This is a genomic window from Sphingobium olei, from assembly GCF_042678845.1.
Lineage (GTDB): Bacteria > Pseudomonadota > Alphaproteobacteria > Sphingomonadales > Sphingomonadaceae > Sphingobium > Sphingobium olei.
Genome location: NZ_JBHTLS010000099.1, coordinates 1 through 22,027, shown reverse-complemented (window position 1 = coordinate 22,027; position 22,027 = coordinate 1). Strand labels below are relative to the sequence as shown.

Annotated in this window: 26 protein-coding genes; 6 read left to right on the top strand and 20 right to left on the bottom strand. The window is 63.5% G+C overall.

From position 1 onward, the window contains the following. Positions 1-223 precede the first annotated feature (223 nt). From ACFQ24_RS06130 to ACFQ24_RS06120, 3 genes are all read right to left on the bottom strand, one after another. On the bottom strand, positions 224-724 hold the full coding sequence (locus ACFQ24_RS06130) for an RNA polymerase sigma factor (protein WP_380909747.1): 501 nt from the start codon (positions 722-724) through the stop codon (positions 224-226). A gap of 28 nt (positions 725-752) precedes the next feature. Beyond that, positions 753-1,097 (bottom strand): hypothetical protein, encoded by a 345-nt coding sequence (locus ACFQ24_RS06125; RefSeq protein WP_380909745.1) that lies wholly within the window; start codon positions 1,095-1,097, stop codon positions 753-755. A 122-nt stretch (positions 1,098-1,219) separates the two neighbouring features. Continuing rightward, positions 1,220-2,254, bottom strand: a complete 1,035-nt coding sequence (locus ACFQ24_RS06120) for a deazapurine DNA modification protein DpdA family protein (RefSeq protein WP_380909743.1) — start codon at positions 2,252-2,254, stop codon at positions 1,220-1,222. Positions 2,255-2,282: 28 nt separating this feature from the next. On the opposite strand from ACFQ24_RS06120, the gene ACFQ24_RS06115 reads away from it, so the two are divergent. Beyond that, on the top strand, positions 2,283-2,777 hold the full coding sequence (locus tag ACFQ24_RS06115; RefSeq protein ID WP_380909741.1) for a hypothetical protein: 495 nt from the start codon (positions 2,283-2,285) through the stop codon (positions 2,775-2,777). A 140-nt stretch (positions 2,778-2,917) separates the two neighbouring features. Further along, entirely contained in the window at positions 2,918-3,556 is a 639-nt protein-coding gene (locus tag ACFQ24_RS06110) for a cation transporter (protein WP_380909739.1), read from the top strand. A gap of 22 nt (positions 3,557-3,578) precedes the next feature. Here ACFQ24_RS06110 and ACFQ24_RS06105 read toward each other — a convergent pair whose 3' ends face one another. From ACFQ24_RS06105 to ACFQ24_RS06085, 5 genes are all read right to left on the bottom strand, one after another. Further along, the gene (locus ACFQ24_RS06105) at positions 3,579-4,046 is read right to left on the bottom strand and encodes a thermonuclease family protein (protein ID WP_380909749.1); all 468 of its coding nucleotides are present in this window, start codon (positions 4,044-4,046) and stop codon (positions 3,579-3,581) included. Positions 4,047-4,087: 41 nt separating this feature from the next. Continuing rightward, complete coding sequence (locus tag ACFQ24_RS06100) at positions 4,088-4,294, bottom strand: hypothetical protein (protein WP_275490291.1); 207 nt, start codon at positions 4,292-4,294, stop codon at positions 4,088-4,090. Positions 4,295-4,334: 40 nt separating this feature from the next. Then, positions 4,335-4,946, bottom strand: coding sequence for a DUF6927 domain-containing protein (locus ACFQ24_RS06095; RefSeq protein WP_380909737.1), 612 nt, complete (start codon positions 4,944-4,946; stop codon positions 4,335-4,337). Between the two features lie 59 nt (positions 4,947-5,005). Beyond that, positions 5,006-5,956: an ArdC family protein gene (locus ACFQ24_RS06090; protein WP_380909735.1), complete on the bottom strand. Its 951-nt coding sequence runs from the start codon at positions 5,954-5,956 to the stop codon at positions 5,006-5,008. A gap of 80 nt (positions 5,957-6,036) precedes the next feature. Continuing rightward, the gene (locus tag ACFQ24_RS06085) at positions 6,037-8,118 is read right to left on the bottom strand and encodes a ParB/RepB/Spo0J family partition protein (RefSeq protein WP_380909733.1); all 2,082 of its coding nucleotides are present in this window, start codon (positions 8,116-8,118) and stop codon (positions 6,037-6,039) included. A 193-nt stretch (positions 8,119-8,311) separates the two neighbouring features. Between ACFQ24_RS06085 and ACFQ24_RS06080 the strand changes: the two genes are divergently transcribed. From ACFQ24_RS06080 to ACFQ24_RS06070, 3 genes are all read left to right on the top strand, one after another. Continuing rightward, positions 8,312-8,821: a hypothetical protein gene (locus ACFQ24_RS06080; RefSeq protein ID WP_380909731.1), complete on the top strand. Its 510-nt coding sequence runs from the start codon at positions 8,312-8,314 to the stop codon at positions 8,819-8,821. Positions 8,822-8,915: 94 nt separating this feature from the next. Beyond that, entirely contained in the window at positions 8,916-9,095 is a 180-nt protein-coding gene (locus ACFQ24_RS06075; RefSeq protein ID WP_380909729.1) for a hypothetical protein, read from the top strand. A gap of 520 nt (positions 9,096-9,615) precedes the next feature. Further along, a complete protein-coding gene (locus tag ACFQ24_RS06070; protein WP_380909727.1) occupies positions 9,616-10,143 on the top strand; it encodes a response regulator in 528 nt (175 codons plus the stop codon). 15 nt (positions 10,144-10,158) lie between these two features. Here ACFQ24_RS06070 and ACFQ24_RS06065 read toward each other — a convergent pair whose 3' ends face one another. The 3 genes from ACFQ24_RS06065 to ACFQ24_RS06055 all read right to left on the bottom strand — a co-directional run bounded on the left by ACFQ24_RS06065 (position 10,159) and on the right by ACFQ24_RS06055 (position 12,121). Beyond that, a complete protein-coding gene (locus tag ACFQ24_RS06065) occupies positions 10,159-10,551 on the bottom strand; it encodes a hypothetical protein (RefSeq protein WP_380909725.1) in 393 nt (130 codons plus the stop codon). A 139-nt stretch (positions 10,552-10,690) separates the two neighbouring features. After that, positions 10,691-11,764 (bottom strand): sensor histidine kinase, encoded by a 1,074-nt coding sequence (locus tag ACFQ24_RS06060; protein ID WP_380909723.1) that lies wholly within the window; start codon positions 11,762-11,764, stop codon positions 10,691-10,693. A gap of 144 nt (positions 11,765-11,908) precedes the next feature. Beyond that, positions 11,909-12,121, bottom strand: a complete 213-nt coding sequence (locus ACFQ24_RS06055; RefSeq protein ID WP_380909721.1) for a hypothetical protein — start codon at positions 12,119-12,121, stop codon at positions 11,909-11,911. 439 nt (positions 12,122-12,560) lie between these two features. Here ACFQ24_RS06055 and ACFQ24_RS06050 point away from each other — a divergent pair, with 439 nt between their 5' ends. Beyond that, positions 12,561-13,478 (top strand): alpha/beta fold hydrolase, encoded by a 918-nt coding sequence (locus tag ACFQ24_RS06050; RefSeq protein WP_380909719.1) that lies wholly within the window; start codon positions 12,561-12,563, stop codon positions 13,476-13,478. Here the strand turns inward: ACFQ24_RS06050 and ACFQ24_RS06045 are convergent. The 9 genes from ACFQ24_RS06045 to ACFQ24_RS06005 all read right to left on the bottom strand — a co-directional run. Beyond that, positions 13,473-13,922, bottom strand: coding sequence for a hypothetical protein (locus tag ACFQ24_RS06045; RefSeq protein WP_380909717.1), 450 nt, complete (start codon positions 13,920-13,922; stop codon positions 13,473-13,475). The two genes, ACFQ24_RS06050 and ACFQ24_RS06045, sit on opposite strands and share 6 nt — an antisense overlap. 5 nt (positions 13,923-13,927) lie before the next feature. Continuing rightward, positions 13,928-14,491, bottom strand: coding sequence for an OmpA family protein (locus ACFQ24_RS06040; RefSeq protein WP_380909715.1), 564 nt, complete (start codon positions 14,489-14,491; stop codon positions 13,928-13,930). A 101-nt stretch (positions 14,492-14,592) separates the two neighbouring features. Beyond that, entirely contained in the window at positions 14,593-15,429 is an 837-nt protein-coding gene (locus ACFQ24_RS06035) for an alpha/beta fold hydrolase (RefSeq protein ID WP_380909713.1), read from the bottom strand. A 133-nt stretch (positions 15,430-15,562) separates the two neighbouring features. Further along, positions 15,563-17,047, bottom strand: a complete 1,485-nt coding sequence (locus ACFQ24_RS06030) for an efflux transporter outer membrane subunit (RefSeq protein ID WP_380909711.1) — start codon at positions 17,045-17,047, stop codon at positions 15,563-15,565. Further along, complete coding sequence (locus ACFQ24_RS06025) at positions 17,044-18,153, bottom strand: HlyD family secretion protein (RefSeq protein WP_380909709.1); 1,110 nt, start codon at positions 18,151-18,153, stop codon at positions 17,044-17,046. Before ACFQ24_RS06025 ends, ACFQ24_RS06030 begins: the two co-directional genes overlap by 4 nt. Beyond that, entirely contained in the window at positions 18,150-19,763 is a 1,614-nt protein-coding gene (locus tag ACFQ24_RS06020) for an MFS transporter (protein ID WP_380909707.1), read from the bottom strand. Before ACFQ24_RS06020 ends, ACFQ24_RS06025 begins: the two co-directional genes overlap by 4 nt. Further along, complete coding sequence (locus ACFQ24_RS06015; protein ID WP_380909705.1) at positions 19,760-21,106, bottom strand: Dyp-type peroxidase; 1,347 nt, start codon at positions 21,104-21,106, stop codon at positions 19,760-19,762. The genes ACFQ24_RS06020 and ACFQ24_RS06015 overlap by 4 nt, the downstream gene beginning before the upstream one ends. 7 nt (positions 21,107-21,113) lie before the next feature. Continuing rightward, entirely contained in the window at positions 21,114-21,629 is a 516-nt protein-coding gene (locus ACFQ24_RS06010; protein WP_380909703.1) for a hypothetical protein, read from the bottom strand. A gap of 17 nt (positions 21,630-21,646) precedes the next feature. Continuing rightward, positions 21,647-22,027, bottom strand: a 381-nt coding sequence (locus ACFQ24_RS06005) for a hypothetical protein (protein ID WP_380909701.1), incomplete at its 5' end; no start/stop codon positions are given.

The following is a 22,027-nucleotide window of genomic DNA, read 5'->3' as shown; positions in this document are numbered from 1 at the left end:
GCCATCACCGCGACCGCTCATACGAGGCTCATTTGATTGCTCGATGTCCATGCTCACGCCTCCTCAAAGGCCGCGAGCTTTCCTATTCCGGCGCCGGCAACAAGGCCGCGTTCCGTCGGCGCTTACGCTGCAGCCGGTCAAAGAGATTTAGTCTCGCATGTGGTAGGATTTTGCCTCAACGCATACCGCAAGATGCGCTGTAGGCCTCATGCGAGCAGGGCACTCAATCGTGATCGAGCGCCTTGGAAACCGCTTCCAGTGCATCCGCGATGCACTGCTCAACCTCGCCGATCGTTATTCCGAAGCGGGCCGCTATGGCAGCATAATCGAGATCATCAACGCGGTGGGCGAGAAGAACTTCTCTGGTCAATGAGGGCAGCACCGCAAGGGCTGCCTCATATCGGGTGCGAAGCGGCGTCCCGGGCTCGTCGAGTTTCGGCCGTTCGACGAAAACCCAGGCCCGGACCCAGTAGCCGCCACCGGGAGACTGCTCCACGATCCGTTCGTTCGGATCGATGCGGATGGAGGACGCCGCCGACCATCGCTCACGCGCCTCGTCAATCGCCAGATGTCTGGGCCCGTCGAACCTTTGAAGGAGATCGTCGATCCGTGCGGCAAGCTTATAGCTCGTCCGTTTGCGATCGCGGCGCAGGGCGAAGTTCGCGTTGTCGTTGAATAGATCAAGCGCCTCCTTCAGGAGATCGAGGGCTTCGCTGGGTGGCATGGATCATCTCCAGACTTTCGATAGGACTTCAGCCCGCGATCCCCTCCCCTTTCGTGAGGATCGCGCAGTGATTGTGGAGTTGTCGTCTGGCGCCGCGTTGGCTTGGTCCGATGGCGCGGGCTAGGTGGCCGGCATAAACACCGCAAGCTGCCCAGTATGAGGCAAGCGGAGGCTTGTGGCTGCGCCAGCTTGCTTCGGCACGCTGCCTCGCATCCTGCTGCAGCTCGAGGAGCAGGTCCTGCAGCGCACGGCGCGTTTCAGGATCGAGCGCCCGCAGCCGCGCGACCGCCGGGAGTGTAAGGATCGGATTGCGGACCTCCGCACGATTTGAGCGAGCAGGGACCCGCTCGGTGACGATGAACTGGTGGGGCATGACGTTTCCTCGAACTGCATGGTCTCGTGCTTCTGTCGGAGCGCCCCCGCATCCCCCTCTCCTCTTTGAAGGTCTTGTGGCGCTCCGGGACGACGACGCCCGCACCGGGCGGCCAAGCGTGATCAGCCCGTCATGCGTTCGCGATAGATGTCGGCCGCCCATTGCTCGATCCAGGGCGCGGTTGTCTCGTCATGATCGAGATCACCGGATTCGATCAGTTCGCGGATCTCCTGCCGCGCTTCGGCGATTGCCTCCTCCCATGGATCATCGGGTCGCGCGGGTTCGCCCATAGGCACCTGCACCGGAAGCCGGCGCTGCGGCTGGTGCAGGCGCGCATGCTGGGCGCGAACCCAGTACTCCATATGGTCCGCCACGACCGCGTCGCTCTTCGACTGGCGACCGCGCCGCGCAGCGTTCCTGGCTGCGACGCCATAGGCCTGACTGTCGATCGAGGCGACGCGGTGGCTGAACGCCGTCAGGTACGGAAGGGCCTCCCCCTTCACGCCGAACAAATGGAGCCGGATGCGCCGCGGAAGAACCCGATCGAGATGGTCGACGACGGCCATGAGGCCTTCGGGGCCATGGATTGCGCGCCGGCACATCGACCCTACCCCAACGAGCCCGGCCCGGTCGATCGTCCCCGAAAGAGCGTCGGCGCACCGCTCATAGTCCGCAGGGAGCCGTCCCTGGATCACCGGCATGAAGGTGGACAGGATTCCTTCGTCCTCGGCCCGCAAGCGGCACTCGATATTGGATCGAATGGTGCGCGACATTCGGTCGAGGACTTCCTCGCGGTCGCCGGCGACCTGATGCTCGACGCAATAGTCGAGGCTCGCCCACCAGCGAAACGGATATGCGGCCGCGAGCCGGATATAGTCGTCCACGGTCCAGGGATAACCACCGTAGCTCACCATCGCGCTGAACCCCGCGCTGTCGAGGCTGAGGCTATGGAGGCCTTTGGCATTTTCGAGTTGGCGCATCGACCAACCCACCCATTCGCGCCAGCCGCGTCGCCGTGACCACCGGGAGAAGGCGTTGGCAGAGATGAGGACGGGCTGCTGCAAGCGCCGAGCCCGATCGAGCAGCTTGCCGTCGGACAGATGGGGCAGCCCGATCATGACCGCAATCGACCTCGCTTTGAGCGCGTCCTTGTTCATGGTACGTTCCTTGGGAAGGAGATTTGCGATGACCGATTCCGCCGCCACTTATCTTGACCAATTCGATCTGGACGTGACGCTGCGCGATGCGGCGCTCGATGAGCAGAACCGCCCGGCGCGGCGCATGATCGCGAACGCGTCCATCGGCATGCATATCGAGGACGCCTTCTATTCGGTCCGGGAGCTTCGCGAGGCGGTGAGCTGGATCCACGAGGGCGAGCCTGGCGGGAAGCGCAAGCTGGCCTCGATCCTCAGCAATCCGGCGGGCGACGACTTCCAGCGCTGCATCTATTTCTGCCTCGCCGGCCGCGGTGTCGTCGAGATGATCGACGATCTGATGTGGCTTGAGGAACTGCTCGAAGCGCGCGGCCGGATCGCGGGCGAAATGCATCGGCGCAGGGTCAAGGCTCGCCTGCTTGTCCGGCCCTATGTGGCCGACGAGCCCGATGGCCCGGTCGTCTCGTCGTCCGAGGATTTCCAGCAGGGCCGATCGTGGTGGGCCGATCCTGAACTCGGTGTGTGACATTCGGATCGACCGGGGGGCAATGCGCTCTGCCGGTCGATCTAGGATGTTTTCTCCGGCAGACGACCTCATGCTTTGCTTGACCCGTTGGCCGGTGGCGGGTGCATAGTGTCAGCGTCAGTCGAATCGAGGTTGGCGCAATGGCCGGTGATTGTTGCGGAGGTGGATGCGACTCTGATCGCTCCAGGGACGAAAGGTGGGAGCGCGTCCTGCTGATCGCGCTCGGGATCAACGCGGGCATGTTTGCCGTCGAAATGATCGCCGGCGTCTCCGCTCAGTCCGCGTCGCTGATGGCCGACGCGCTCGACTTCCTCGGTGACTCCGCCAATTACCTGATCAGCCTTGTTGTCGCTGGCCTCGCGTTGCGCTGGCGCGCAAGGGCAGCCCTGTTGAAAGGCGTGACGCTTCTTCTTGTCGGGCTTTGGGTACTCGCGAGTACGCTCTGGATGGCCTATGCAGGGAGCCTCCCCCAGGCCGAAACGATGGGCGTGATTGGGATCATGGCGCTCGTCGCAAATCTATGGTGTGCGCTCCTGCTGTGGCGCCACCGCGAAGGTGATGCGAACCGCCGGTCCGTATGGATCTGCTCGCGCAATGACGCGATCGGCAATGTGGCCGTCGTCGCCGCTGCGGGCGGGGTGTTCGGAACAGCGACCGCTTGGCCGGACATCGGCGTCGCCATCATTCTGGCCGGGCTCGGTGTCAGCGGCGGCTGGCAGATAATTCGCCACGCCCTGCGCGAACTCAAGATGCCGCCAGAGATGGTCGCCGCCGAATAAGGCCGAGCCCTTTTGCCGACTATCAGCGCTCGCAGGATAGCCGATCGCCGCGCCGCCAACGGGCCGGTTCGATCCAGCGACCCGACAGAGCCCCTGCCCTTTCGCGCTGCGCGTCAGCGAAGGCACGACTATATCGCACCGCGCGCGGCTGATCGATCTTGAGGTATTGAGGCTGAGGCACCGCGAGACCGGCACGTATCAGTAGTTCTCCAAGATCGCGGCCGTTCACGCTAACCGTGGCAACGGGCCGGTCGTAGCTCGAGCTTGCGGTGAGGCTGATGGTCGCATCGCTGTCGCGCAAGGTCCGCGCCGCGAGATCCTGCGCGGCCTTGCCGCATTCCCAGCATGATCCATTTCGTTCGCAAAGCTGCCGCCGTTCGAAGGCGTCGACGCCGAGAAGGCGGAAATCAGCGGCGACGGTGTCGCCGTCAAGCGCTCTGGCCCTGGCAGTGAAGGACTGCGTGTCGCGTGCGCTGAGCGCGTTGGGCATGGCCCACACCAGCGCCGAAAGACATATGAGAATGAGGGGTTTCAAGCGACCATCTCCGCGACGATCTGATCCCGGTTTGCCGGATCGACCGAAATGCGGAAAGGCTGCAAAGGGTCGCCGGTGTTGAGGATGCTGATCCGCTTGGGATAGTTGTCGAATATCCGGCCGGCGACCCGCAGGGCGTTTTCCCGGCTGCAAAGTTGCTGTCGCTTGGGCGACAGGCCGAACCTGTCTGTCGGCAGTGTCATAGCCACAATCCCTTTCCTGGGCGGTTATACGGACTGAATCTCAGGCGAACACGGTCTTGTGAATCTTGGTGATGGGCACGATCGTCCAGGCGCGCTCCATAATCCGGCTGATCCGATAGAAACAGCCATTCTGCGGATCGCGAAGCACCAGGCTGCGGCCACGTTTGCAGACGACGAACTCTTGCGCGACGTTCCCGTCGGTGAAGGTCACCGGCTCGGGAAGCCGGATGCGGTCTCCATCTGCAAGCTTGCGAGCGCGGCGTTCGAGATTGGCGCGACAGCGCGCGCGCCAGTCGATCGCGTATTCGTGCTCTGTCGGGCTCAGCAGATCGAGTATCGCAGCAGGGCAGTCAGCCTCGCAAGGACCGGCATTTTCGATCATGTCCTTATATCCGAACTGGTGGCCATCGCGCGAGCGGGGGTTCCAGCGCACTAGGCAGACGACGGCGAAGACGGCGCCGCCCACGCCATCGACGGTCTCCTGCGCGGCGGCGTAGTAGGTCCGATTTCCCGGGCAGGAGGACGCAAGTACCCTGACGCCGCGCTTGCTGCCGTCATCGAGGGTCTTTTCGTAGGTCAGCTGGCCATCAAGATAGGATTTGGCGGTCTTGTGACCGCCCATCGACGTGAAGGGCATGAAGAGCCATCCCATGGCGGTGGTCCTTTCGTGAAGATGGAAAGAGGCAGCGACCGTGCCGGGTTGCAGGGTCGTCAGGCTGCTAGGGCCGGTAACGGCACGGGCGTATCGTCGTCGTCCGCGGAATCTTTGTCGTCCGCTGCGCCGAAGCTCTTGAGGTACGCGAAAGCCTGTTCAGCCTTGGCGGCGGCATGGATGATGGCGGTCTTGTCGCCGCGCAGGATCCCGAGCCAGTGCCCCACATAGCTTGCATGACTGTCGTGCAGGACATTGGGCAGCCCGAGGTCCGCGCAGCAAAGCCCGGCGCCGATTTCGGCCACAAGTTCTTCAAAAGCATAGGCTTTATCGCCGAAGCGTTTGCCGAACGTGCGCGCGAGCCTGCTGGCATGGCCTGACCAATGCACTGTCTCATGGCATCGGGTGGATGCGTACAGGTCCATGCTGCGGAACGACGTCCGGTTCGGGAGCTGGATGTGGTCGAAGGTCGGGGTGAAGTAGGCTTGGTTGCCGCCGTGTCGGACATCTGCGGGGATGGAGGCGAAGAAGGCGTCGATCGCGGCCTGTCGCTCCGATGGAATGAGCGGCTGTTCCGGCTCTGTCGACGGATAGAAATAGGCTGGAAGGCCATCCACCTGGTCGGCATTGAAGACGATGTAATGGCGAAGGAAACGGATGCTGCGTTCGACCTCCTTGCCCGTTTCCGGATTCTCCTCGCGCTTCTTGAACGAGGAATAATAGACCGAGACCGCGCCGCTCTCGCCCTTGCGGACATGACCACCCAGCGATTCCGCCTGGCGATAGGTCATCCAGTAGTGGGAGCGATAGCCCAAGGCATCACCGAGCGCCCACAGATAGAGCACATTGATGCCTTGATAGGGTGTTCCACAATGGCGAAGCGGCCGGCCCCCTGCCCCGCTCGATCGCCAGGGCCGCGACCAGGGCGGCACGCCCTCCTCGATCTTCCGAATGATGAGATCGGTGATTTCCGCGGCGACATCGCGGCGGATAGGTTGGCGAAGCGACATGAGACTTCTCCTGATGGAATTAAAAAGTGCCGCCGGCGCGGTGAAGGCGCCGACGGCGAGGCTTCCAGGAGAGCGGAACGTCAGGCCGCGAGGGCGTCCTGATCGGGCGCTTGCGCGTCGGCGACAGGCGCATCGGCTCCGGTATCGGCCTCCACATCGCCGAGCTGTTCGTCGGTATCGACCTCGGCGGGCTCGAGGTCGTCCGCCACGGTCCTGTCGAGGAAACGCATCGCGTTCGGCACCCAGGCGAGAGCGGCATCCCTGACTTCGGGTTCGACGATTGCCTCGCCCGCGAAGAGCTTGGCGCACGATCCCGAAATCTCCGACTTCTTCATCGTCGCGTGGCGTGCCGTGAGCGCCGCGCCGCCCACTTCGTTGAGCAGCGACAGGATGGAGCCCTTGCTGATCCGGTCGAAGAAGTTCTCCGAGGTCGGGCGCCACCAGGCCGCGACATCGACTTCCATGATGGTCGCCAGACGATTGTGCAGCGGGCACTGTTCGGCGCGATTGCCGCCTTTCGCCTCCAGCGAGATCGCCACGATATAGGCGAGCCAAGCCGCCTTGCTGTCATCGTCGAGAGCGCGGAACGCCTCGAACCGATCGACCTCGGACTTGTGCTCGAGCCAGCTCGCGTCGAGGCCGTCATGGGCTTCGGCGAGATAGCTGCGCGCGCGCGTCGCAGGCTGTTCGCCGCCCGCAGGGTCCTGCGGCGACTGCGCACGAATGGTCGAGCCGTAGGCGCTGAACGAGCTGGTGCGATCGTCGATCATGACGAACAGCGCATAGTCGAGAGCCAGCGCCGGATGGCTGAGCATTGCCGCAGCGAGGACGTCGCGGCGCTGCATCGCCAATTCGTCGTAGAGCCGAGCGCTGAGCGGCTTACCCCCAGGTGCCACCGCCTCGGGCGGCGCGGCCGGCGGCGTGGGCGTCCGCCCCGACCCGCTCGCACCGTTGCGATCGGCGGTGTCGGTGTCCCCGTCGCCGTGGTCGTCGCCCGTGTCGCCAACGGGGATCGGCTCCTCGCTGTAATATTCGGTGTCGAGCACCATCTCGCCCTTGGGCGTCAGTTTCAGGAAGGCGCCAACGTGCGGCCTGAGTTCATCGGGCAGGACAGGGGCCGCTTCGCGAATGGCGCGCACCTCGTTCTCGAGGGCGTCATATTCCTGATCGAGAAGCTTATAGGCGTCCTCGTCGAGGGAATCGTCTGCCATTTCCTCGGTGATGACGCTCTGTCGCTCGGCAATGGCGCCGAGGCGCGCAATCTGCTCATCGGTGAGGTCGGGTTGCGGCAGGATGACGCGATAGAGACCAGCGGCCGCGCTGTGCGTATAGTTCGAGGCGATGGGCCGGATCCACGCGAGGCCCAATTCCTCGCCGACACGCTTGGCTTCGGCTTCCATGATATCGGCCGCAAGGCGCTGGACGATCTCCGGGTTGACCCATTTGTCGCCGCTATCGCTGAACAGATCGCGGTCGATCGTTCCACCAGCATCGACATAGCGATCCTCGCCGACCAGGATCGCGACGGGATCGGTCGAGTTCATCGTCTCGTTGGCGATCACGCGGCGGATCGTGTCGGCATTGGCATAGCTCGCGCCGTAGCTCTTCCAGACCAGGAGCTGCTTTTCCTGGTTCTCGGTCGAGGCATAGGCTTTGGCGACGTCGAGGGTGATGGCGCCCTCGCTCAATGCCTCGAAAATCGGTTCGGCCAGCGTGGCGAGGCGCAGCCGGCCTTCTACGAAGCGGCGGGTGAGGCCGAAGCGCTTGGCCACCCCGTCGATATCGTTGTTGAGGCCAATGAAATATTGGAAGGCGCGGCACTCTTCCGCCGGCGTCATCTTGAGCTGGTGGAAGTTGGCGGCGGTCGACGTTTCGGAAAGCGTCGCCTCGTCGCCGATCAGAACCTTGACGGGAACATCATAGGTGTCCGCATCGATCACGCCGCGTTCGGCGAGCAAGCGAAGCCCGCGCAGGCGGCGGCCGCCATCGAAGACTTCGAAAGTTCCGCGCGGCTTCTTCACCGGCGTGACGAGCAGGTTCTGGAGAACGCCGCGGGCTTCGATATCGGCCGCCATTTGCGGGATCTCGAGCAATTCGTCGGGCCGCTTGCGGACGTTGATGGGAGAGAGCGTAAGCTTCGCGAGCTTTACGACTGTGGTCATCGGAGGAGCTCCTTCTGGCATCCGGATCAGCCCGGACACCAGCTCGGCTCCCCCCTTCCCTTTTCCCCGAGCGTGGAATCGCCGACACCCTTGACGCCGCAGCCGATCTTCTCGAACCGCTTCGCAGGCTCTACCATCTGCTCGGGCCGGGAAGTTCGCGCGTGGAGTCCGGCCGCTGGAAGGACCGCGTTCGATGCGAAAATTGATCATGTGTGCGCTGCTGATGATTGCGTCACCGTCGTTTGCGAAAGCGCCGCCAGACCGGCGGGAAGTCGAGGAAGCGACCGTTTGGGATCTCGTGCGCGTCGGAATGACAAGAAGTCGCGTCCAAGAGGTCTATCGCCTCGACCGTCTTGATTCGGATACAAGTGTGCGGTCGAGTACCAACTTCGATACGAGCGCCCGTCTTTCATTCAGCAACAGGGGCGGGACCGTCAGTCAAATCCTGGTAACATTTTCGGCCATATCGCCGGACGAGATGAAGTCGCTGCTGTCGGATAAATATGGAAAGCCCGTGAGTTCGCGTCTGGTCGAGCTTTCACCGTCAATGTCACGCGGCTCCGGTGAGCAGGCGACACGCGTCCAGTGGCGGCGCGGCCTAATAACCATCACGCTCGATCAGCCCTCGAATCCAATCTATTCTTCCTACAGTGAGGTCGTATATTCGATACACGATTTTAACCGCGGCGATCTACCCTTGTGACCACGAGATCCAACCTCTACTCTGTTGCCGGACCAATGTTCATCGACCGTGGATCGTGACCTGATGTTCGCCGGGTCAGGGGGGAAGGCTGTCCGTGAATCCGCTTGAACTCATTTCGGCCGCGCCGTGGAAGCGCGTTGCGTTCACAACCTATGCGTTGTCCCTTTCCTTCTTCGAGGCCGTCCTGCTCGACGCGCTGTTGCGGAGCGGCGGCCGCAATGCCCTGATCCTGTCGGATCCCGAAGACGATCCTGCGCTTGCGCATCGTGATTGACGAGGGCGGGTGGAGTCTGACGCCGGGCACCACCAGGCAGGGAAATCCTCCCGAGCCGACACCCGACCGGCTCGATACCGCGATCAGCTTGCTGGTTGAGTGCGATCAACTCTGAACCACATGGGTCGAGCCGACGCCGGCCTATGATTGCAGAGTTGCCCAGCTTCGAAAGGGGCTGTAGATTTCAGTAACTTCCGGCTGTGAGGGTCCAAAGACCACTATCAGGGTCATAGAAATTATAGGAAGAACGTCGGCTCAAGCGCGATCCTCGCTCACATAATGTTTGACTCGACTATCGAGCGTCTTGCGATCATGCCGGTGCGTTCCCGGCGATCAACCCGATGGTTTTGTCGCTAATAAAGCCGTCAAATTGGTAGGCGGAGCCCGTATTTAGTCAGAACACATGGTCAACTTGAGTGAGCGGAGCGGCCCTAGCGATCGGCTACGGACTCGATGCCAGACAGGTCATTGAGGGGACTTGAGACACGTGCTGGAACAGGATCTTAAAAGAACGAGCATCTTGGTCGTCGAGGACGAAACCCTGGTGCGGATGACCACAGCGGAGATCCTGCTCGACGCCGGCTTCAAGGTGCTGGAAGCATGCAGCGCGTTGGAAGCGGTTACGGCTCTCGAAGGTCGCGACGACATCGCAGCCATCTTCAGTGACATCGAGATGCCTCCGGGCATGGACGGGATTGCCCTCGCCGGCCTGGTTCGATCGCGATGGCCGGAAGTGGGAGTGGTGCTGACTTCAGGTCGCGTAGCTCCAACCGGCGCAGACGTCCCGTTTCTTGCGAAACCATATCGTGCGGCCGAGTTGGTTGCCCAGATCGCTGCTATCGTCAAACCAGATGCTGGCCCTCTCACGGACGACGAGATCCTTGATGCATGGCACGATGCTGAAGTGGCATTGATCGATGCTTCGGAGGCCGACAAGCCCGAGGCGGCGCATCGCGTCATGCTTGCCGAGCAAAATGCCATCGAGCGCTTTGGTCTCGGGCAGCATGTGGCCGCCTATGATGCCCGCTATCCGGAAAACCCGAACTGAAAGACTGAGCGGTCGCTAATTGGGTGCGCTTGTTCCTGAATCTTCGAGATCGTCCCTGATTCTGCGCAGGTCCTGTTCGATCAGCTGCAATACCGGCGTCAACTCGCCTTCAACGGTATGCCCCTCCAGGGCTTCCCGGACCAACTGGAGCTTCACGATGACCGCGTCGAGATTGGGCGCGGGAAGCGACTGAAGCGTATCCACCGCCTCGGTATAAGGTCCACCGACGCCCTCGGAGCCCAGCTCCCATTCCGCAAGGAAGGCTCTTTCCTGTTCGATATCGTCCGGAATTATGTCGCGCGTCGGATAAGGGTTCCGGGCCTTCCATTCCAGCCACGCGGTGCGCGCTTGCCGGAAACGGGCGATAGCCGCCAGCCAGGTGGTGATGATGGTATCCGACACGGACATAACATTCGCTCTCTGCCGCGGCCGAGCTTTGCTCGGACCGGATGTCGTGGCTTGCTATCGCAAAGCGGCGACCGGCTGCGCTGGCGTACGCTCGTGCGCGACAGACAATAGCTCGTCGATCGCGTTCGACCGACGGGGCTCAGCGACTAAGATCACCGACGGGGAATTGTAACACGACTTCCAGCCCGTCCTCCAGCCATCGACGATCGATCGTTCCATGCAGGCTTGCCAGGCTCGCCTTTTCAAGCCGGCTGCCAAAACCTTCCGGCCCGGATGGATCCGGTCGCCGCGGCGCCCCTGCCTCGCGCCATGTCAAATTCACCCGTTCTCCATCGGTCTTGATCGCGATCGCCAGCTTGCCCCCGTCCGAAGCGAGACCACCATATTTCGCGGCGTTGGTGGCCAATTCGTAGAACACCAGCGCGATCGTCGGCAAAGCCTGTCGGCCGATCGCCACATCGTCACCTTCGATCGTGATACGCGAAGGCCCACGTCCGTCATGTGCGGCCAGGACCGTCTGGAGCAGCGCGGTCAGTGTGACATCCTGATCGGTCGTCTCGCTGTCGTGATGGGGCAGCATCAGTGCGTGGGCCTGCGACAGTGCCGTAAGGCGCGCGGTGAGGTCCGCGGCCAGTTCGTCGACATCGTCGGTCGATCGCGCGCTGATCGATACCAGTGCCGCCGTCAGTGCGAACAGATTCTTCACGCGGTGATTCATTTCCCGCAGGAGCAGCGCTTGCCGCTCCTCGGCGTGCTTGGACGGAGTAATGTCTCGCGCGATCTTGGAAGCACCAAGGACCTTGCCCGTCGCATCCTTCACGGGGGAGACCGTCAACGAGATATCAACGAGACTGCCATCCTTGCGTCGTCGTACCGTATCGAAATGCTGGACCTTCTCGCCGGCGCGCACTTGCCGGATGATCGCCTCTTCCTCATGAAGCCGGTCCTGCGGGATAATGATCGTGATCGGACGGCCGATCGCCTCGTCAGCGGTAAAGCCGAAAAGCTTCTCGGCCCCGGCATTCCAACTCATGATGATGCCATCAAGGGTCTTCGAGAGGATAGCGTCGTCGCTGTTCTCGACAATCGCAGCCAGCCAGGCGTTCGCTTCAAAGGCTTCCTGCCGGCTACGCGCCTCTCGAGCGGCGCTCTCGGCAAGGCTTGCCTGCAGATCTGATTTGTTCGCGCTCGCCGGCATATTCTCCGTTTCCAACGGTCTGCATTCCACCGCCCCCCTGGCGGCCAACGCAGTCCTGACCGGGAGCACGGCGCCGCACATGGATATTGAAATCGCCGGGAAAGGACAAGGAGACCCTACACCGCTCGAATGCAAGGTGCCTTAAACTGAAGCAAGCCTCTAGTGGAGACGCCGCGCTCCCTCGACGCGCTGGATCAGCTCCCATGCAACGTTCATATGTTGCCAGAAATCGCGCTCAACCTGATCGCGCCGCACATCGGTCCTCGTGTCGTGCATGCGGTCAAGCAGGCCCTTCGCGCTATCCAGATGATACCTGGCGGCGGCTCCCCAGGCGTCAGGACTGTTGGGCAATCTGATGGTCTCAAGCGTCATGGGAAAATACTATCCCGACCGGGTTAATTATTAGCCCATCAGACTTTAGTCTAAGCTGGCGGTGATCTTACCGACAGCGAGTGACAAGTTGCCGAAACCCCGTCCGAGAGGTAGATTTCGCCTTAGTCCCGACTGGGAGACCACGATGTCGGAAGACCACAAGCATGGTTGCTACGGCTTGCAGGAAGAGGGCCTCGCTAAACTCGACCATCGGATGCGAAATGTATGGTTTGGTCGCAACGAGCGGCTGAACTTCCTTCTCTGCATGCCTGCTCTTTGATGGGTGAAAACACATAATCTCGGTGTCGACCAAATCGGCAGCGGGCCGGGGAAATGGATGTTCCACCCAACCTGCGCTGGTCCGAAGGTTGCTCCACTCACTGCCAGCTTACGCTATCGCCGGGGACGAACTGTCCGCATGTCTGCATAGTGCGTGGACATGAAAGGTTTGGCGCCGATGTTTCGACACGTGCATTTTGAAATTTCGAGTTCAGATGTTCATGCCATCCCATGCAGCAGCTGGACAGGCCCCGGCAACCCCCGAGCGGTGATCCAACTGGCCCATGGCATGGGAGAGCATATCGGGCGCTATGACTGGAGTGCCCGGTCATTGGTCGCGGCTGGTTTCGCCGTTTTCGGCAACGATCATCGGGGGCACGGAAGGGCGATCACACCATCGACCCCTATGGGCGATTTCGGCGAAGGCGGCTTTGCTTCTCTGATATCCGACATGCGCGCCCTCTCGCGCCACTGCCGGGCGCTGTTCCATGACGCGCCGCTTATCCTCTTGGGGCACAGCATGGGCTCCTTCGCCGCACAACTTTACTGTATTGACGATGCGAACCTGCTCGCCGGGGTCATCCTATCCGGGTCCGGTGCGCTCGACCAGATCGCTGCGGCTGTCTCTGCGCACATTGCTCCACTCGACGATATGCTGAACGGCGCATTCGCCCCGGCAAGAACCCCCTTTGATTGGCTGACCCGCGACCAAATTGCTGTCGATGCCTTCATTGCCGATCCGCTCTGCTTTCCCGAACTCACTGCCCGTTCGGCGGAATCGGTGCTGGGATTCGCTCCGCTGCTGGCAGATCCGGACAAGCTTGCAAAAATTCGGCACGACCTTTCGCTGCTCCTGATCTCTGGCGGTCTCGATCCTATCGGTAACCAAGGTCAAGGTGTGGAACTGCTCGCTCAACGCTATCGAGCGGCCGGTCTCAACGACGTGCAGACGAAGGTGTATGAGGGCGCGCGCCACGAACTTCTCAACGAAGTCAACCGAGACGAAGTTCTGGAGCATCTCACAGACTGGATCGAAACGACCCTCGGCGAGGCTCAGGGTGAGCGCTGTCCGCTATAGTTTATCAAATCGCTCCAGTTCAGATCGGCAAGCCTCGCTGAACTGCCGAAGCGGATCAAGGCCGCCCTCATGGGCAAATTGGCGCAATTCGTGGAGTGTGCGATTTGGAGCTAGATAGGCGGCAACGATCGCCTCCAGCACCCGCTCGGCGCGCGCAATAACCTCGCTGGACGCGAGGAGGCGCATGTGTGCGACAATTGAGTAGAGCGCGATCAGGTCCGAGACATCTTCGCGTTCGTGCCCTAAGGCGTCGCCGAACAGGCGCGCCGCTTCCTTGATGAAGTCCTTATAGACGGCCTCGCGTCGATCGCGGGCGGCTGTCAGCATATTCTGATGCATTTGCGTGCGCAGCGTGAGCCAGGAGGTCACGAAGGACGTCAGGCCACCGATCGCGGCGCCGGCGAGACCGACCATTGCAGTGAGAATCGAGCCCGATCCGTCCATGCGGACTATTCCTTCCGGCTCAGAACGAGGCTGACGCGCTGATTGCGGGCGCGATTGACCGGGCTGTCATTGGGAGCGAGCGGGTCGGAGGATCCGCGGGCCTGCACCTCAAGCCTCGCCGGAGCGATGCCGCCATCCCGCACAAGCCGATAGAGCGCTTGCGCTCGCGCCAGCGAAAGCGCGATGTCGGCGCGCTCGTCACCCGACGGATCGCTGTGGCCGACAATTGTCATCCTCACATCCGGATTGGCGCGGAGCATCGCGATCAAGCGGGTGACGCGGCCGAGCGATTCCGATGTAGGCTGCGCGGTTCGCCCAACAAACTCCTGGCCGCCCAGTTCAAAAGTCTTTTCGCCCGGTTTGCGCTCGGCAAGCCAATCGACCAGGTCTCGGCCTACCGTTCCTGGCTGGGCGATCATCGTCGAGCCGTCCTGAAGCGAGACAAGCCCCGAGGCATCGCCACCGGTTGCGTGACCATCGGATGGCTGTTGCGCGCTGCACGTCTTCAGGGCCATCGTGACCGAAGTTACGAGCAGCATGAACAGAACGAGCATGATCAGGCGCGCCATGGAGCTACCCTGGCAGCAATTCCAACCAAGCCGTGTTCAGATACACCCGTGGTCATAACGGCCTTCATGGATTGAGCCTTCATCCCGCGTGGACTGACCGCTCACTCTCTGAAAAAAGCGAGCAGATCGGCATTGATGGTCTCGGCATGCGTGGTCGCCATGCCGTGGGGCAGGCCGGGATATGTCTTGAGCGTTCCGTGCCTGAGCAGCTTGATTGCGAGCAGCGCCGAATCCGCGATCGGCACAATCTGGTCATCTTCGCCATGCATGACGAGCGTCGGCACAGCGATCGCCTTCAGGTCTTCGGAAAAGTCCGTCTCCGAAAAGGCCTTGATGCAATCGTAGTGCGCCTTGGCGCCGCCCATCATGCCCTGGCGCCACCAGTTCCAGATGACGCCTTGATCGACCTTCACGCCGGGACGATTGAAGCCATAGAAGGGACCGCTCGGCACATCGAGGAAGAACTGGGCACGATTGGCGACGAGTGCGGCACGAAAGCCGTCGAACACCTCGATGGGCAGGCCGCCGGGATTGTCGTCCGACTTGACCATGATCGGCGGAACCGCACCGACGAGCACTGCCTTGGCGACTCGGCCTGGCCTGGCGCGAGCGACATAGCGCGCCACTTCGCCTCCGCCGGTCGAATGGCCGACATGAATGGCGCCCTTGAGATCGAGATGGTCGGTCAGCGCCGCCACGTCCGCCGCGTAGGTGTCCATCTCGTTGCCGACGAAGGTCTGCGTGGAACGGCCGTGGCCTCGACGATCGTGCGCGATGATCCGGTAGCCTTCCAGGAGGAAGAACATCGTCTGATTGTCCCAGTCGTCGGCGGAGAGCGGCCAGCCATGGTGGAAGACGATCGGCTGCGCGTCCCTCGGTCCCCAGTCCTTATAGAAGATCCTGGTGCCATCGGCAGTGGTGACAAAATCCTCGTTCATTGAAATCTCTCCTTGATATGTGGCTGCGTGACTCGCGGCGAAAAGCGGGAAACCCGCTTCGCCGAGAAAGAGGATCGAAGCGGCGAGCCCCACGATCCCCGCGAACGGCCGGCGGCAATTCCGGTGAGGATGATCATCGTTCGCTCCGAGTGGACGTGAAGGGGCCCTTCTTCGGGCCACCCGCGATCGGTGTCATGGCAATCCGCTGCATGTCTTTGGTGCCGCGAGACGCGGCCTTGGTCTGAAGCTCGGGCTGCCAACCGCCGCCGAGTGTCTGGAACAGGGTGATCGCCGCCAGCAGGCGATCGCCGCGAGACTGGATGAGCGAAAGCTCCGCCGAAAGCAGGCTGCGCTCGGCATCAAGCTGCTCCAGATAGGGAGAATAGCCTTCCTGGTAACGCCGCGAGGCCAGGCCGTGGACGCGGGCGAGCGCCGCCTGCTGCCGGCGCAGCACTTGCTCCTGCTCGCCCAGCCGCGCGACCGACGCCATGCTGTCCTCGACCTCGCGGAACGCGGTCAGCGCTGCGCGGCGATAGGCGAAGGCAGCCTGATCGCGCCGGGCGGCCGCACTCTCCGCTTGCGCCCTCAGGCGTCCGCCGTTGAAGATGGGCGCCAAGATGCTGCCGCCTAGCGAGAAGATCGAGAGCGGGTTGTCAGGAAGCAGCGAGGAGGCGACAAATCCACCGGATGCGGACAGGCTGATATTGGGCATGAACGCGGCGCGCGCCGCATCGAGCGAGTGATCGGCAGCAACGATCTGCTGCTCGGCGGAGGCGAGATCGGGCCGGTGCCGCAGCACGCTTGCCGGCAATTGCACCGGCACATCGGGAATCGTCAGCGCATTCAGTGTGGCGCCACGGGTGACGGGGCCGGGTATGCGACCGAGCAGAATGCTCAGCCCGTTCTCGAGCTTGGTGATGGCGAGTTCGACCGGAGGGACGGCTTGCGCGGTCGCTTCATATTCCGCCTCCGCCTGGGCGAGGTCGAGCTGCGAGCCATAACCTGCTTCCGCGCGACGTCGAATGAGCCTCAGCGTCGAACCGCGGGCTTCCAGTGTCCGGCGCAGGACGGCGAGCCTTTCGTCGAATGTGCGAAGCTGGACATAGCCACCGGTCACGGCTGTCATGATGGCGAGTTGAATTGTATCGCGGCCATATTCGGTGGCGAGAAGTTGCGCCCGTGCCGCAGCGGCGCTGTTCTTGAGCCGCCCGAACAGATCGAGGTCGAACGATGCCTGCACTTCCGTTTGCGCCGCCCATTGATCGACGTCGATGCCGAAGGGATTGACGCTGCGGGTACGCCCACCGGCTCCCACCCCCTGGACAGCGGGCAGGCGCGCACCTCGTGCAGCTGCGAATTGCGCCCGCGCTTCCTCGATCCGCGCTGCAGCGATCTCGATATCTTCGTTGCGAGCAAGCGCTTCGTCGACGAGCTGGGCAAGCTCCTCATCGCCGAAAGCGCGCCACCACTGGGCATCTATGCCTGCTTCCGGCATATCGCGATCTTCGCGCCACTGCGCGGGGGGTGTCATCATCGCCGCCGGGGGGAGCGGCGGCCGGGCCCCGACGCATGCCGACAGCGCCAGGAACAGTCCGCTTGTCACGAGACGTGTCTTCATGGCGCGACGCCCGTGTCGACCCGGACCTCGACCGACATGCCGGGGCGCAGGCGCTGCGCATCCTGTTGACCGGCGTCCACGGCGATCCGCACGCCGATCCGCTGGGGAATTTTCACGAAATTGCCTGTGGCGTTATCGGGCTTCAGCACCGCGAACTCTGAGCCGGCGGCGGGCGACAAACGTTCGATCTTGCCGGTCAGCCTTGTTCCGTTCAGCGCATCGACCGTGAAGCGTACCGGCAGTCCCGGCCGGATATTGCCTGTCTGCGCTTCCTTGAAATTGGCGATGATCCACCGCTCGGGCGGTACGATGGCGAGGAGCTGCGTGCCGTTGGTGACATAGCCACCGACCCGAATGCCGACTTCGCCAAGCGTGCCACCCTCGGGCGCGCGGATCACGGTGTGTTCCAGATCGATCTCGGCGGCATGGAGCTGCGCGCGAGACGCCGCGACCTGCGCTTCGAGGCCTCCACGGCCGACGTCGACCGTGCGGATGTCCTGGCGACCGATTTCGCTTGCCGCCTGCGCCTGGCGAAGTTGAGCCTGTGCGAGCGCGAGCGCGGCCAGCGTCTGGTCGCGCTCGCGGATCGAGATCGAGCCGTCCCGCGCTAGATCATCGGCGCGCGCCATGTCTGCCCGCGCCCGGGCAAGCTGCGCCTGCGCGCCTCCCACCCCGGCGACCGAGCCCTGAAGCCCGGCCGTCCGGGACGCGCGCGCCTGGGTGGAGTTCGCGAGCGCCGCCTCGGCCGCAGCGAGACTGGCGCGTGCCTGCTCGACCCGGGCGCGGTAGATGCGGTCGTCTATCCGCACCAGCACCTGACCCGCCTTCACCGTCTCATAGTCGCGCACGAGTACCTGCAGCACATAGCCGCTGACCTGGGGCGCGATGACGGTGGTGCGACCGCGCACATAGGCATTGTCGGTTCGCTGGCTCCCGCCGGCGAACGGCGGCAAGTCCCAGGCGGCGAGGACGAACAGCAAGGCGACGATCGCGAGGGCGACGACGGCGACGACATGGATCGAGCGTCGCCGCGCCGGATGCCATTCCGCGGCGGGTGCATCGGCGGCCACAGCTTCCGGCTGTGCTGTCTGGTCGGCGGGGCTCATCCTGCGACTCCCCCTCGCCGGCTCGACACCAGGATGTTGGCGAAAATGAACAGCGCAATGGCCAGCGCCAGCACGGCCACCAGTCGGAACGTGTCCGTGAAGGCGATGATACCGGCCTCGCGCGCCATGGCCTGCCCGAGGAGGCCGGCGCCTTGCGCGACTCGCTGGGCGGGATCGGCGACGACGCCGGCAAGCGACGTGGCCCCGCCTGCGATGCGCGCCGCTGTCTGCGGGTCGCTCGCCAGCATGTCCGCGGCAAGGACGTTGGAGGCATTGCGCGCCCAGATCGTCTGCAAGCTGCCGAGCAACGCTGAGCCCATGAGACCGCCGACATTCTGGGTGATGCTGAAGGTGACGACGAAGCTGACCAGATGATCGCCGCCGCGCTGGATCATGCGGAGGAAGCCGTAGAGCAGCGCCGGGCCGACGAAGAGCGTTGTACCGAACCCGATCAGCGCCTGGCTCAACATCAGCTGGGCGGGCCGTGTGAGGGCGGTCGCGTCGCTGTCGAGCCATGCGCCCGTCGCGATAATCAGCGCGGCGACCAGCACTTGCCAGGGCAGGCGTCGCTCCGACAGCGTCAATGCCGCCGCCACGATGCCGAGGAGCATGGCCAGAGCCACCACCAGGAAAAGCGTGCGCAGCTGATCGTTGTTGAGGCCGCCCAGCGTGAGCAGGCCCACCGCGCCATAGGTCTGTTCGGCGAGCGCCAGCCGCATGACCAACGCGACCGCCGCGAAGCGCAGGATCCCCCAGCTTCCGATCCATTCGAAATGCACCAGCGGATCAGGCCGGCCCGTCTCAATGAGGAAGGCGGCGGCAAGCAAGGGGATCGCCAGGGCAAGCGCGACGCCGAGCCAGGGCGTGTCCGCCCACCACAGCGTGCGCCCTTGGCCTAGAACCTGGCAAAGCAGCAACATGCCAGCGGTAGCGAGCAGGATCGTGACCAGATCGAGCGGCGCGAAGGCCCTGCTCTTCTCGCTCGGCGGCAGCGGCAGCAGCAGGACGAGCGCTAGGGTGAAAAGCGCCAGCGCGATCTCGATCGCGTGCAGGCCCCAAAGGCCGTTGTCGGCCAGGACGTCGACGGGCACGAGCCGGGCCAGCGGCGTGCCGATCTGGGGCAAGCCGATGCCGATCACTGCGCCGAGCGACTTGGCCCTCGGCGGCAGGGCCTGCATCAGATAATAGATGCCGAGGGTGATGAGCGCTGCGGCGGTCATGCCGCTGACCGCGCGCAGGACGATGGTAGGGGCGAAGCCGGGAACGGCGAACTGGGCAAACCCGGTCAGGGCGTACAGTGCCAGAAGGCCGCCAGTCACTTCCGGGATTCCGAACTGCGCCCGCGCCTTGACCAGCGTCAGGTTGGCGCTCGCGTTCATCGCGACATAGATGGCGGGCAGCGCGGCTGCTTGCGCCGCATAGAGCCCGAGCGGTCCGGCGATCACGCCGGTGTTGACGGTGGTCAGAGCGTTGCCGAAGGTCGACGTCGCGCCGAGGAACAGGCCTATAGCGAAATAGCCCAGCCTGCGCGCGCCGGGATGCGCGGGCGAGAAAGGCGACCCGGCGAACATCGGTCGCTCTTCAGGCCGGAAGGGATGATCGACGCTCATGTCGCGTCCGGCTTGCCGATGCCGCCCGGGAGCTCCGTCATCCAGCGCAGGGCCGAAAGGCTGGGAAGGAAGACATGCTCTCCACCGCGCACCACCGTGAAATCGGCCAGACCCTTGAGGCGTCGGCGCACCGGCCTCGCGGGATAGCTGTAATCGTCGGTAAGGTCGCGGCGGCCGATGATGGGGTCGGACCGCGAACCCTCGCCGACGAAATCCCCGTCATTGATCCATTGCGACTGGACGAACTCGAACTGGCGAGCGGGGTCGGCATTGATGAGCGCGAGCACGATGCCGCGGTCCTCGCCGTCTTCCTCCAGCGAGCCCTCCGGCAGGACGGGACCATAAGCCGAGCCGCGCCGGAGCAGGCGATGGGTGCGCGCGTCGGAGATGGTGCCGTCGAGCGCGTCGCGCGGATTGATGCGGCGGATATGGCTGCCCACGGGCGTCTTGCGACCGTCTGGGTCGTCCTCGCGGTAGCGGAATGCATTGCGGCGAAGCGGATCAGCGACGATGTCCGGATCGTCATGGTCGGGGGAAAGCGCCAGCGGGCAGCCGCTGCGCCAGCGACCCATCATCTTGGCGGCGACCATCTCCTCGCCACCCGGAGCATCGCCATTATCGCGCAGGAACCGGCGAAAGGCAGCGACATTTTGGCGGATCTTGCGGATCGAGATGAAGGTGCCATTGCGCCAGAGGATTTCGGGGCCTGGCGCGCTTGCGATGCGTCCCAATTCATTCTCGTAGCCGAGCACGAACTCGCCCGCCTTGGTGACGTCCTGGCCGGGCTGCGGCTCGCCGCCTTCGCCCTCGATGAATGGCCGGCTGAGGCCGTCGACATAGCCGAAATGCTCGCGCATGGTCGGCGGGATGCCGACATCGAGATGAGAGAGCAGCCTGATGCCCGGCAGGCCGCGCATCGCCTCATGGCCGATCGCGAGCTTGGCGTCGCGCGCCTCCTCGCTCTGTCCCATCAGGAACAGGCCGAGATGGAAGCCGTTGCCCCCGTGCGGCCAGTCCCAATTGACGGGATCGCTGTCGCCCACATCGCCCAGGAAGACGCGGCGGGCCGCCATGCCCTGGACGAAAGGCAGCGGAAAACCGGCGACGATATCGGCCGGCACGCCGATCCGGCGCAGTCCTTCGGCGGTGAAGACGACGTTGATCCAGGCCTGGTCGGCCGGCGCTTCCCAATCCCTGGCCGACGTGACCTGGGGCAGCAGCCGCGCGAGGCCCTGCCGGGCCGCCTCTCCGTCGTCGATCCGGAACAGCAGATAGGCCCCGAAATAGGGCATGGGTCGATTGCGTAGCACCGTTCCCTGAATCTCCGCGAGGTCGAGGGTCACGGCCATCTCAGTTAACGGAGTCGAGCAGTTCGGTCAGCGCGGCGCTCTGGCGCTTCAGCCGCGTCACATCCTTGACCGAAAGATCGTGGTGGCACACGTAGAACATCTCCGCGGTGACGATCGTGCCGAGGATCAGCTGCTGGGTTTCGGGCTCGCTGGCCGAGGTGTATCCTTCCCACACGCCCTCGAAGAGCCCATCGAACCAGGCGCCGCCTTCGCGGATGATATCTTCCAGATAGGGCTTGAAGTCCCCGTCATAGGTGACGGTGACGAGCGCTTGAGCATCGTCGTTGATGATGACGATGCGCAGCTCATGGACCGTGCCGATCCGCCCCTCGAAATAGCGCGCTTCGGCCTGGAACTGGCCGATCCGCTCACGCAGCAGGCGCGCCCCGCCGAGGATGAGCTTGGCTACCGCGGTCGCCTCGCCGCGCTTGCCATAGCGCAGGCCGGGACCGTCAGGCTGATTGCGCAGCTCGATGATATCCCGGGTTCTCTCATTGGGCGTGAAACTGCCGGACATGGGACTCTCCTTGACGGTCATGGGCGTGAGGAATGTGTTTCGGCGGAGTCCGGGCGACCACGCCGCCAACCTCCGCTGCGCAGCGCGGCGGAGGCTTCGTAGACGCCGCGGCGGATCTGAAGGATCGGGTCGTCGCCTGCTTCGATGCCGTCGATCAGCATGGTCGGATCATGGTTCATGACCGGATCGCCGATCTTGGCCTCGTCGGTCGACGCGACAAGCGTCAGCCTGCCGATCGCAACGCGCTCGCGATCCTCGGGCCAGAGATGGGTGAGGTGGTCCCGGAAATTCGGACAGGGTGTTAAGCTCATCCCGACCTGAAGGAATGGACGGGAATGAAGACGACGAGGAAGCGCTACAGCGCGCAGTTCAAGGCCAAGGTGGCGATGGAAGCGATC

Coding starts and splice junctions, on each gene's coding strand:
- ACFQ24_RS06130 (WP_380909747.1), bottom strand. CDS start 724: ATGCCACCCAGCGAAGCCCTCGATCTCCTGAAGGAGGCGCTTGATCTA.
- ACFQ24_RS06125 (WP_380909745.1), bottom strand. CDS start 1,097: ATGCCCCACCAGTTCATCGTCACCGAGCGGGTCCCTGCTCGCTCAAAT.
- ACFQ24_RS06120 (WP_380909743.1), bottom strand. CDS start 2,254: ATGAACAAGGACGCGCTCAAAGCGAGGTCGATTGCGGTCATGATCGGG.
- ACFQ24_RS06115 (WP_380909741.1), top strand. CDS start 2,283: ATGACCGATTCCGCCGCCACTTATCTTGACCAATTCGATCTGGACGTG.
- ACFQ24_RS06110 (WP_380909739.1), top strand. CDS start 2,918: ATGGCCGGTGATTGTTGCGGAGGTGGATGCGACTCTGATCGCTCCAGG.
- ACFQ24_RS06105 (WP_380909749.1), bottom strand. CDS start 4,046: ATGCCCAACGCGCTCAGCGCACGCGACACGCAGTCCTTCACTGCCAGG.
- ACFQ24_RS06100 (WP_275490291.1), bottom strand. CDS start 4,294: ATGACACTGCCGACAGACAGGTTCGGCCTGTCGCCCAAGCGACAGCAA.
- ACFQ24_RS06095 (WP_380909737.1), bottom strand. CDS start 4,946: ATGGGATGGCTCTTCATGCCCTTCACGTCGATGGGCGGTCACAAGACC.
- ACFQ24_RS06090 (WP_380909735.1), bottom strand. CDS start 5,956: ATGTCGCTTCGCCAACCTATCCGCCGCGATGTCGCCGCGGAAATCACC.
- ACFQ24_RS06085 (WP_380909733.1), bottom strand. CDS start 8,118: ATGACCACAGTCGTAAAGCTCGCGAAGCTTACGCTCTCTCCCATCAAC.
- ACFQ24_RS06080 (WP_380909731.1), top strand. CDS start 8,312: ATGCGAAAATTGATCATGTGTGCGCTGCTGATGATTGCGTCACCGTCG.
- ACFQ24_RS06065 (WP_380909725.1), bottom strand. CDS start 10,551: ATGTCCGTGTCGGATACCATCATCACCACCTGGCTGGCGGCTATCGCC.
- ACFQ24_RS06055 (WP_380909721.1), bottom strand. CDS start 12,121: ATGACGCTTGAGACCATCAGATTGCCCAACAGTCCTGACGCCTGGGGA.
- ACFQ24_RS06050 (WP_380909719.1), top strand. CDS start 12,561: ATGAAAGGTTTGGCGCCGATGTTTCGACACGTGCATTTTGAAATTTCG.
- ACFQ24_RS06045 (WP_380909717.1), bottom strand. CDS start 13,922: ATGGACGGATCGGGCTCGATTCTCACTGCAATGGTCGGTCTCGCCGGC.
- ACFQ24_RS06040 (WP_380909715.1), bottom strand. CDS start 14,491: ATGGCGCGCCTGATCATGCTCGTTCTGTTCATGCTGCTCGTAACTTCG.
- ACFQ24_RS06035 (WP_380909713.1), bottom strand. CDS start 15,429: ATGAACGAGGATTTTGTCACCACTGCCGATGGCACCAGGATCTTCTAT.
- ACFQ24_RS06030 (WP_380909711.1), bottom strand. CDS start 17,047: ATGAAGACACGTCTCGTGACAAGCGGACTGTTCCTGGCGCTGTCGGCA.
- ACFQ24_RS06025 (WP_380909709.1), bottom strand. CDS start 18,153: ATGAGCCCCGCCGACCAGACAGCACAGCCGGAAGCTGTGGCCGCCGAT.
- ACFQ24_RS06020 (WP_380909707.1), bottom strand. CDS start 19,763: ATGAGCGTCGATCATCCCTTCCGGCCTGAAGAGCGACCGATGTTCGCC.
- ACFQ24_RS06010 (WP_380909703.1), bottom strand. CDS start 21,629: ATGTCCGGCAGTTTCACGCCCAATGAGAGAACCCGGGATATCATCGAG.